We start from the raw sequence: 8,928 nt of genomic DNA, 5'->3' as shown, positions 1-8,928 counted from the left end.
GCGAGGCAACTACCCGCTAAGATAATTGCCTCGCTTTATATAAGGAGGAACGCACAAATGATATTTATTTTTTCAGCTTTTCAGCTCTGGATTCCCAGGAATCAGTTAGATTATCATAATCAACTGGTTTTGCCGGATTCTGATTTTGCAATCTTCCGGAATCAAATGCCCGAACCAATATAGTTTCTATCAGATAGTCTTCATTAACATCGAAAGGCGCATACTTTGTTTTTAAATTGATGTCAAACATACTTGCAGCAGTATTAGACCAAAATGCTTTCCATCCGCTTTTAAGATTTTTCACCAACTCATAGGTTGTGGTACCTGTTTGACGATGTATTAACTTTACCAATATTTGACCTTGTTTACGGGAAAGCTTTTTGAGTTTAGCTTCGAACTCGTCACTCAAATAATTTTCTACTATCTTAAAGTATCGTTTTTTCTCCTTATTTGTTTTAAGGTTTGCCATTCCTCTATTTAGGTTCGACAATCTCTCTGAAGCTAGTTTTGCATAAGGATAGGTTTTATAAACACGGTTTTGGAGAATTAAAAATTGCTTTCTTGCTTCGGGATCCATTTTTCCCTTATATACTAATACTTCCGGTAATTGAATAGTATCATTCGGAATGTATTCATCATCTCCTAATTCATACCCCATTTTTGTAGTATCTTGAGGTATTACCTGCGCATTAATAGATAGGCTGGTGAATAGAAAAAACAACAAAAATTTAATTAGCTTCATATAGGAAAATTTAATTGCCAAAATTATACATTATATACACAACTGTAATGCCAAATTTATAATTTAGCAAAAAAATAATTTTATGAGTACTAAATCAATATTAAACAAGTCGTCACTTGACTTTTTAGAAAACTATCTTAATAATGCCTCCCCTACAGGTTATGAAAGTGGCGGCCAGAAATTATGGATGGACTATTTGAAACCTTATGTTGATACTTTTATAACGGATACCTACGGTACAGCGGTAGGAATTATAAATCCTGATGCTCCATATAAGGTAGTAATTGAGGGTCATGCCGACGAAATTTCATGGTATGTAAATTATATCACTGATGACGGATTGATCTATGTGATCAGAAACGGCGGTTCAGATCACCAAATTGCACCTTCAAAACGGGTCAATATTCATACTAAAGCAGGAATTGTAAAAGGTGTTTTTGGCTGGCCGGCCATTCATACCCGCAATAGAAGTAAAGAGGAAGTAGCTAAAGTGGATAATCTATTTATTGACATTGGTTGTGAAACAAAAGAGCAGGTAGATAAAATGGGCGTTCATGTAGGTTGCGTGATTACCTATCCTGATGAATTCATGATTTTGAACGATAACAAATTTGTTTGTCGTGCGATTGACAACCGTATGGGTGGATTTATGATTGCTGAAGTCGCTCGTTTGTTACACGAAAACAAAATAAAACTTCCTTTTGGTTTGTATATCACCAATTCGGTTCAGGAAGAAGTAGGTCTTCGCGGTGCCGAAATGATTACCAAAACCATCAAGCCAAATGTAGCCATTGTTACTGATGTTTGTCATGACTCCACTACTCCAATGATCGAAAAGAAAATTGAAGGAGATACAAAAATTGGTAAAGGTCCTGTAGTAACTTATGCGCCGGCAGTTCAGAATAATTTGAGAGAATTGATTTTAGAAACCGCTATGGCAAAAGAAATTCCGTTCCAAAGATTGGCGTCCTCTCGTGTTACCGGAACAGATACCGATGCATTTGCGTACAGTAATGGAGGTGTTGCCTCAGCTTTGATATCATTACCATTACGTTATATGCATACCACGGTTGAAATGGTGCATCGCGATGATGTAGAAAACGTGATTAAACTTATATATGAAACGTTGCTGAAGCTAGAAAACGAGGAAACATTCTCCTATTTTAAATAGTTTTAGGAGCTAATCCCGCTATTCACTAAATCTTTTCCTTTTCAAAGGAAAAGATTTCCACTCCAAATGAAGTTCACAGAACTCCGCTAAAAGTAGAGCCAAGGTGAAGTAATCAAGGTAAAAAACTGCATTTCAAATTATGAATTGCAGTTTTTTTTATTAAATTTACTTCATAAAAATCCTATTAATGCAATCAAAAGCACAATCAGTAGCCGAATATTTAAAGGAACTTCCTGAGGACAGGAAAAAGGTGATGATTGAACTTAGAGAAATAATCCTTAAAAATATTCCAAAAGGATTCATTGAACAAATGTCTTATGGCATGATGGGCTATGTAGTTCCACATTCCATTTACCCAAGCGGATATCATTGTACTCCTGAATTACCACTACCATTTATAGGTGTCGCTTCCCAAAAAAATTTCATCGCGGTATATCACATGGGAATTTATGCAAACCCCGAATTACTAAATTGGTTTGTTACCGAATATCCAAAACACAACATCCAAAAATTAGATATGGGAAAAAGTTGCATCCGATTTAAGAAATTAGGTCAAATTCCGTTTGATTTAATCACAGAACTCGTCCAAAAAATGTCTGTTGAAGAATGGATTACTTGTTATGAATCTCAAATTAAAAAATCGAAATAATCATTAACTTAAAATTAAAAATCATGAGCATCATCAAAAAAATTCTTTTAGGCTTACTTGGAATCATTGCTCTGGCCTTACTAATTGCTTTATTTCTGCCAAAAGAATATGCTGTAGTAAGAGAGATTACGATCAACCAACCCAAAGACAGTGTTTTCAATTATGTGAAGTATTTGAAAAATCAAAACAATTTTAGCGTTTGGTCTTCAAAAGATCCTGCGATGAAGAAAACATTTACCGGAACTGACGGAACCGTTGGTGCCATTGCAGGCTGGGATAGTAAAGATAAAAATGTGGGCGTTGGCGAACAGGAAATCAAAAAAATAGTAGAAGGCGAACGAATCGATTTTGAATTGCGTTTCAAAGTTCCGTTTGAATCCACTGATAATGCCTATATGATAACTGAAGCTATTTCGCCAAATCAAACCAAAGTAAAATGGGGTTTTGATGGAAAAATGCCTTATCCAATGAATCTAATGCTGCCTTTTATGAATATGGAAGAAATGCTTGGAAAAGATTTGCAAGATGGATTGAATAATCTAAAAGTAGTTTTAGAAAAATAACACACTTTCTCATAAAGAAAACCGCAATTCAATTATGAATTGCGGTTTTTTTATTTACCTTTTATAAAAAATTCTTCTATTTATTCGCTAGATATTCCAAAACATTTTTTTCGATCCTTTCATCTATATTAGAGATATCCGCCTTCACAAATTTCTCTCCTAAGATATTTTCGTATAATTCAATATATCTTTCAGAAACTGTTTCAATGTATTCGTCAGTCATATTAGGAATTTGCTGTCCTTCCAATCCTTGAAAACCATTTTCGATTAACCAACGACGAACAAACTCTTTCGATAATTGTTTTTGCTCTTCTCCTTTATCTTGACGTTCTTGATATCCTTCAGCATAAAAATAACGAGAAGAATCCGGTGTGTGAATTTCATCAATCAAGACAATTACACCTTCTTTAGTTTTACCAAATTCATATTTAGTATCCACCAAAATCAAACCACGACTGGCTGCAATTTCAGTTCCTCTTTGAAATAAATCTCTTGTGAATTTTTCTAAAACAACATAATCTTCTTCAGAAACAATTCCTTTCGATAAAATATCCTCACGAGAAATATCAGCATCATGTTCTCCATTATCTGCTTTCGTAGTTGGTGTAATAATAGGCTCCGGAAATTTATCATTTTCTTTCAAATAGTCAGGCATTTTCACTCCACAAATTTCTCTTTTGCCAAGAGCATATTCACGAGCAGCATGACCTGAAAGATAGCCACGAATTACCATTTCTACTTTGAAAGGGGCACATAAATGACCAACAGCTACATTAGGATCAGGAGTTGCAATTAACCAGTTAGGAACAATATCCTCAGTCAATTCCATGAATTTAGTAGCAATTTGGTTTAGAATTTGACCTTTATATGGAATTCCTTTTGGCAAAACTACATCAAAAGCCGAAAGCCTGTCCGTAGCTACCATTACCAAAAGTTCATCATTGATGTTGTAAACTTCTCTTACTTTACCTCGGTAAACAGATTTCTGGTTTGGAAAATTAAAATTAGTAGTTGTGATTGTATTGCTCATTATAATAGTTTGTGTGTGTTTATTTTTGTTCCTGCAAATTTAAAACTATTTCATAGAGTTACGCAAAGAAAAGAACGGAACTCTTACATTTATTTTTATCTCTGAAACTATTTTTTAAGCAACGTATCGTTGAATAAATTTAAGATTCGGCTGTACTCATCAACCCAAGAATAGGTTTCTTTAAAACCATGTGCTTCAACTGGAAATGAGGAAAGATTCCATTTTTTCTTACCCAATTCTATAAAACGCTGAGACAAACGAACAATATCTTTGTATTCTACATTGTCATCTACCATTCCGTGAAGCATCAATAAATCTCCTTCTAAATTATTTGCAAAATAGATTGGAGAACTTTTTTTGTAAGCATCCGGATCCGTTTCCGGGAAATTAAGAATGTTTCCAGTATAACCATGATTGTAATGTGCCCAATCCGTAACAGAACGCAATGCAGCACCCGATGCAAACTCTTTAGGAGTCGTCAACATTCCCATCAATGTAATGAAACCTCCGTAAGAACCTCCATAAATTCCAACTCTTGAAGCGTCAATTCCGTAATTTTCGACTAGATATTTCTTACCGTCAATTTGATCTGTCAAATCTTTTCCGCCCATAAAACGGTAAATTCCTGTTCTAAAATCACGTCCATATCCATCACTTCCTCTATAATCAATATCCAAAACGGTATAGCCTAAATCGACCAATAAATTATGAAACATATATTCTCTGTGGTATGTACTCCAATAGTTATGCGCGTTTTGCAAATAACCAGCACCATGAACAAATATGATTGCTGCTTTATTCGCATTCACAGTTTGTGGTTTGTACAATCTGGCATTAACGGGAGTTCCATCCTGCGCCTTGAAAGTAATCACTTCCGGTTCACGCCAAGAATATCCTTTGAAAATTTCACTAGTCGAAGACGTTATTTGATTTAGAATCGTATTCTTTTTATTAGGTGCTACATACAATTCCCAAGGTTTATTTTTATACGAATAACGAACTAATAATGTGTTTTCGTCTGGAGATAAACTCACTTCATGTGCACCATCTTTAGTCAAAATAGGTTCCAAAACCGAATTTGCAACTTCTAATTTATAAAAATTCCTGTTCCCTGGATGCGTTGTATTAGTTGTCAAATAAAAAGACTTTTTATCTTTTGACAAACTCACGTTGCGCACTTCCCAATTCCCTTTGGTCAGTTGTGTTTTCTTTTTTGATCTTAAATTATACGAATACAGATGGGAATAACCTGTTTCTTCCGATTGGAAATAAACAGTTTCATTGTCTGCCAAAAATCCAAGTGTCCCTCTTCCAAAAGAATTGGAAGGAATTCCGGGTCCGCCAATCCAAGCTTCATCATGCTGATAATCTAATTCCTGAAAAGTTCCTTTTTCTAAATTCAGACTGACAATCCAGCGGTCTTTGTTGTCCTGACTTCTGATTTCGGCAGTGGTAAAAGATCCATTTTCATTGTAAATAGGCTCCTGAACTACGATTAATTTGTTTTTCTTTTCTGTAGCTTTTGGTTTTTCATATAATTCTAAATATTTAGGTGTATCCTGAATGTGGCTTAATGATGAAAAATCCACAAAATAAACAGAATCTTTGACGATGTTGTACACTCCAAATTTGGTTGCTACCAAATTATCTACAGAAACTTTTTCCTTAGTATTTTCGATTTGGTTGTAGCCGTCAGCGGTAATGAAAACTTCCATTTTTTCATTTTTACGGTCAGAATCTTCTATTAATCTGAAGGTAGCGTAATTTCCTTTTGGATCCACTTTTAAACTTCCAAAAGTATTTTTTCCATAATAATAAGGCTTTGGGAAATCCGATTTTATAGCTTTTGATTTTGCCAAATTCCATTTTTTCAACGCTTCCTGATCTCTGATAAATTGGAATAATTCCTCCTGCTGACTTTTCAAAAAAGACACTTTTTCAGTTGCAGCATCTTCACCTTTTCCTTTTCTGAAATTAGTGATTTGAATAATGGAACCTTCATTGGTATTGAACTCAAAGAGGTTTTCATTTTGTCTGAAATAAAGTATTCCAGGTAAAGAACCCATTTGCAAATTAGAAATTGGACTGCTTTGTTGGTACAGTTTTTTGGATGATTTACTTTTTGCAACATACGAAAACAATCTTCCTTTATCGATATAATAATACAAATCTGGGTTTGCTGATTTTTTAAATTCTAATTTTGAAAAAGCAGCTTCATTTGGCGAAGCTAATTCTGGTTTTGACAATCCGTTTTTCCAAAAATAAGTACTTGTACCCAATTCATTATTTGGATTCCAATCAAAATAAACTTTTTGTCCATCTAAAGACCATCTTTCATTCTCCGGTTGTGCACCGATGAAAGTATTACCTTTCATGATTTCTTCCAGTTTTAGCGTTTGACTTTGAATTGTTATGGAAAACAAAATACAGATAACAAGGATTATTTTTTTGTTCATTTTACTGTTTTTATTAAAAAAGGATTCTAAAATTATTTTCAAAAGTGCTTATTTAAAGGCCTTTAATTATTTAATAGTTGCTGCGATATATATTTTGCAACTCCTTCGTTATCATTAGTTAAAATCACTTCTAAATGAGAAAGTCTATCTTTTAAACTTTCGGGTGCATTACCCATAATTAAACCTTTACCAGAAGATTTAAGCATGTTTTCATCATTAAATCCATCTCCAAAAGAAATTGTTTGTTCGAAAACAAAATTCTCTTTTTCCAAAATTTTGGCAATAGCTACACTTTTATCTACTGATTTATCCATAAACTCCAAACAAAAAGGAAGGCTAAAAGCATGGCTAAAATCGTCCGGATGTTTTTCTAGAATTTGGTCTCTTAAATCAACTAATTTTTGATGGTTATCATGAGTGAAATAAAATTTTATACTTTCAAAATCTTCCAGCGTCTTAAAATCAACAATTTCGGGCAGATATTTGGATTTTTTTTGGTAACTGTTCAGTTTTTCGTTGTTTTTATTAGTCTGCCAAAGATTTTCCTTGAATAAAATAGTAGTAATCTCGGGATCAATTTGTAAATCAAAAACAGATTTTATAGCATCGCTTTGAATATCAAAAGAAAAAAGAAGCTCTTTTTGAGGCGAATGGATTCTGGCTCCGTTTGAAGTTACCAGATAAACCGGACAACCCAAATCTTCTACAATATCCAGTGCATCGAGATGATGACGGCCAGTAGCAACAATTATTAAATAGTCTTGATTGTGGAGTTCTTGAAAAACGGTTTTGGTATATTGGGATATTTTATGGTCTGAATTGAGTAAAGTTCCGTCTAAATCGCTAATTACGACTTTAATTTTTTCTGTTGAAATCATTTTTTTTAAACTGTCATTTTTAATAATTCCAAATTTATTGCATTTTAAAGAGATATACAAAGATTAAAGAAAAGTTTAGCAAAAAACCCATTTCAAAATCACCTCTCCTATTCATTTCCTTTAAGCAGGAATGCGATTTATATTTTAAAAAAAATTTAATTGTTGTATTTTAAATACAACAATTATAAATTGTAGCTATATTTGTAAAAAATTAAATGAAATACTATCATGAATACAATTCAAAAAGAATTAATTAAAGCAACAGTGCCGATTTTAAAATCAAATGGGAATGATTTGATTGCCTACTTTTATCAAAGGATGCTAAAAAATAATCCAGAGTTAAAAAATATTTTTAATATGGCCAATCAAGCCAGCGGAAAACAACAAAATGCATTAACAGGAGCCGTTCTAGCTTATGCTGAAAATATTGAAAACCCAAGTGTATTGATAAACGTGTTAAAATCAATTGGAAACAAACATGTAAGTTTAAATATTGCCCCAGAACAATACGATATAGTTGGTAGCCATTTAATTGGTTCAATTAAAGAAGTTTTGGGAGATTTAGCCACTGTAGAATTGATTGAAGCATGGACTTGCGCCTATCAAGAATTAGCTCAAATTATGATTGGCCTTGAAGCCGAAATGTATCAGAAAGCCAGCAATAAAAAAGGAGGCTGGAAAGGATGGAGAAACTTTATAATCTCTAAAATTGTTGAAGAAAGCGATGAGATTATATCATTTTATCTTAAACCGGAAGACAACAAAGATATAGCCGATTTTTATCCAGGGCAGTATATTTCCGTGAGTACGTTTATCCCTGAACTAGGTCATAAACAGCCCAGACAATACAGTTTATCTTCAGCTTCCAATAATGAATTTTATAGAATTTCGGTAAAAAAAGAAAAAGGAATAAACAGCACTCCTAACGGAATTGTTTCCAATATACTGCATAATAAAAAAGAAGGCGACAGTATTGAGGTAAGTGCTCCCGCCGGTATTTTTTATGCAGATCCTGATTCTAAAACCCCACTAGTTCTTGTAAGTGGTGGTGTTGGAATTACTCCTATGATGAGTATGATTGAGACCAATAAAAACTCACTTCAAAAAAACAGAACGGTATGGATTCATAGCTGTCGTAACGAAAATGTTCACGCTTTTAAAGAAACTATTCAAGAGTTAAATGATGAAAATACATGGCTGACTTCATTTGTTTTTTATGAAACTTTACCCGAATCCGAAACAAGTGCTATTGAAGGCAGAGTGAATTTACTCGAAATCAAAGAAGAAATTCTTATTAAGGATGCAAAATATTATATTTGCGGACCTGCTCTTTTTATAAAAGTTCAATATCAATCCCTAGTTGAACTTGGAGTCAACAAAGAAAATATACTTTATGAAGAATTTGGTCCCCAATTACTAAGCCTTAATTAATAAAACTC

General features: G+C 33.5%; 8 protein-coding genes. 4 read left to right on the top strand and 4 right to left on the bottom strand.

Translation table 11 applies throughout. The features are described 5' to 3' along the window. Nucleotides 1-64 precede the first annotated feature (64 nt). Nucleotides 65-742 carry a DUF4294 domain-containing protein gene (locus E0H99_RS16635; RefSeq protein ID WP_131998280.1) on the bottom strand — a complete coding sequence of 226 codons (678 nt, stop codon included), beginning with the start codon at nt 740-742 and terminating at the stop codon, nt 65-67. Between the two features lie 82 nt (nt 743-824). On the opposite strand from E0H99_RS16635, the gene E0H99_RS16630 reads away from it, so the two are divergent. The 3 genes from E0H99_RS16630 (at nt 825) to E0H99_RS16620 (ending at nt 3,125) form a co-directional block, all read left to right on the top strand. Then, nucleotides 825-1,913 carry a M42 family metallopeptidase gene (locus E0H99_RS16630; RefSeq protein ID WP_131998277.1) on the top strand — a complete coding sequence of 363 codons (1,089 nt, stop codon included), beginning with the start codon at nt 825-827 and terminating at the stop codon, nt 1,911-1,913. A gap of 187 nt (nt 1,914-2,100) precedes the next feature. Continuing rightward, nucleotides 2,101-2,562, top strand: coding sequence for a DUF1801 domain-containing protein (locus E0H99_RS16625; protein ID WP_131998274.1), 462 nt, complete (start codon nt 2,101-2,103; stop codon nt 2,560-2,562). 23 nt (nt 2,563-2,585) lie between these two features. Then, nucleotides 2,586-3,125: an SRPBCC family protein gene (locus tag E0H99_RS16620; RefSeq protein WP_131998272.1), complete on the top strand. Its 540-nt coding sequence runs from the start codon at nt 2,586-2,588 to the stop codon at nt 3,123-3,125. Between the two features lie 76 nt (nt 3,126-3,201). On the opposite strand, the gene E0H99_RS16615 is transcribed toward E0H99_RS16620, so the two are convergent. The 3 genes from E0H99_RS16615 to E0H99_RS16605 all read right to left on the bottom strand — a co-directional run bounded on the left by E0H99_RS16615 (nt 3,202) and on the right by E0H99_RS16605 (nt 7,489). After that, nucleotides 3,202-4,155 (bottom strand): phosphoribosylaminoimidazolesuccinocarboxamide synthase, encoded by a 954-nt coding sequence (locus E0H99_RS16615; protein WP_131998269.1) that lies wholly within the window; start codon nt 4,153-4,155, stop codon nt 3,202-3,204. A 107-nt stretch (nt 4,156-4,262) separates the two neighbouring features. Next, complete coding sequence (locus E0H99_RS16610) at nt 4,263-6,611, bottom strand: S9 family peptidase (RefSeq protein ID WP_131998266.1); 2,349 nt, start codon at nt 6,609-6,611, stop codon at nt 4,263-4,265. A gap of 62 nt (nt 6,612-6,673) precedes the next feature. Further along, nucleotides 6,674-7,489 (bottom strand): HAD family hydrolase, encoded by an 816-nt coding sequence (locus tag E0H99_RS16605; protein WP_131998263.1) that lies wholly within the window; start codon nt 7,487-7,489, stop codon nt 6,674-6,676. A gap of 228 nt (nt 7,490-7,717) precedes the next feature. On the opposite strand from E0H99_RS16605, the gene hmpA reads away from it, so the two are divergent. Continuing rightward, entirely contained in the window at nt 7,718-8,920 is a 1,203-nt protein-coding gene (hmpA, locus tag E0H99_RS16600; RefSeq protein WP_131998260.1) for an NO-inducible flavohemoprotein, read from the top strand. The last annotated feature ends 8 nt before the right edge of the window (nt 8,921-8,928 follow it).

The organism is Flavobacterium sp. GT3P67, assembly GCF_004349155.1.
In the GTDB taxonomy this organism is placed as follows: Bacteria; Bacteroidota; Bacteroidia; order Flavobacteriales; family Flavobacteriaceae; genus Flavobacterium; species Flavobacterium ranwuense.
The sequence above is the reverse complement of the archived record's forward strand: the minus strand, read 5'-3'. Positions and strand labels throughout refer to the sequence as shown.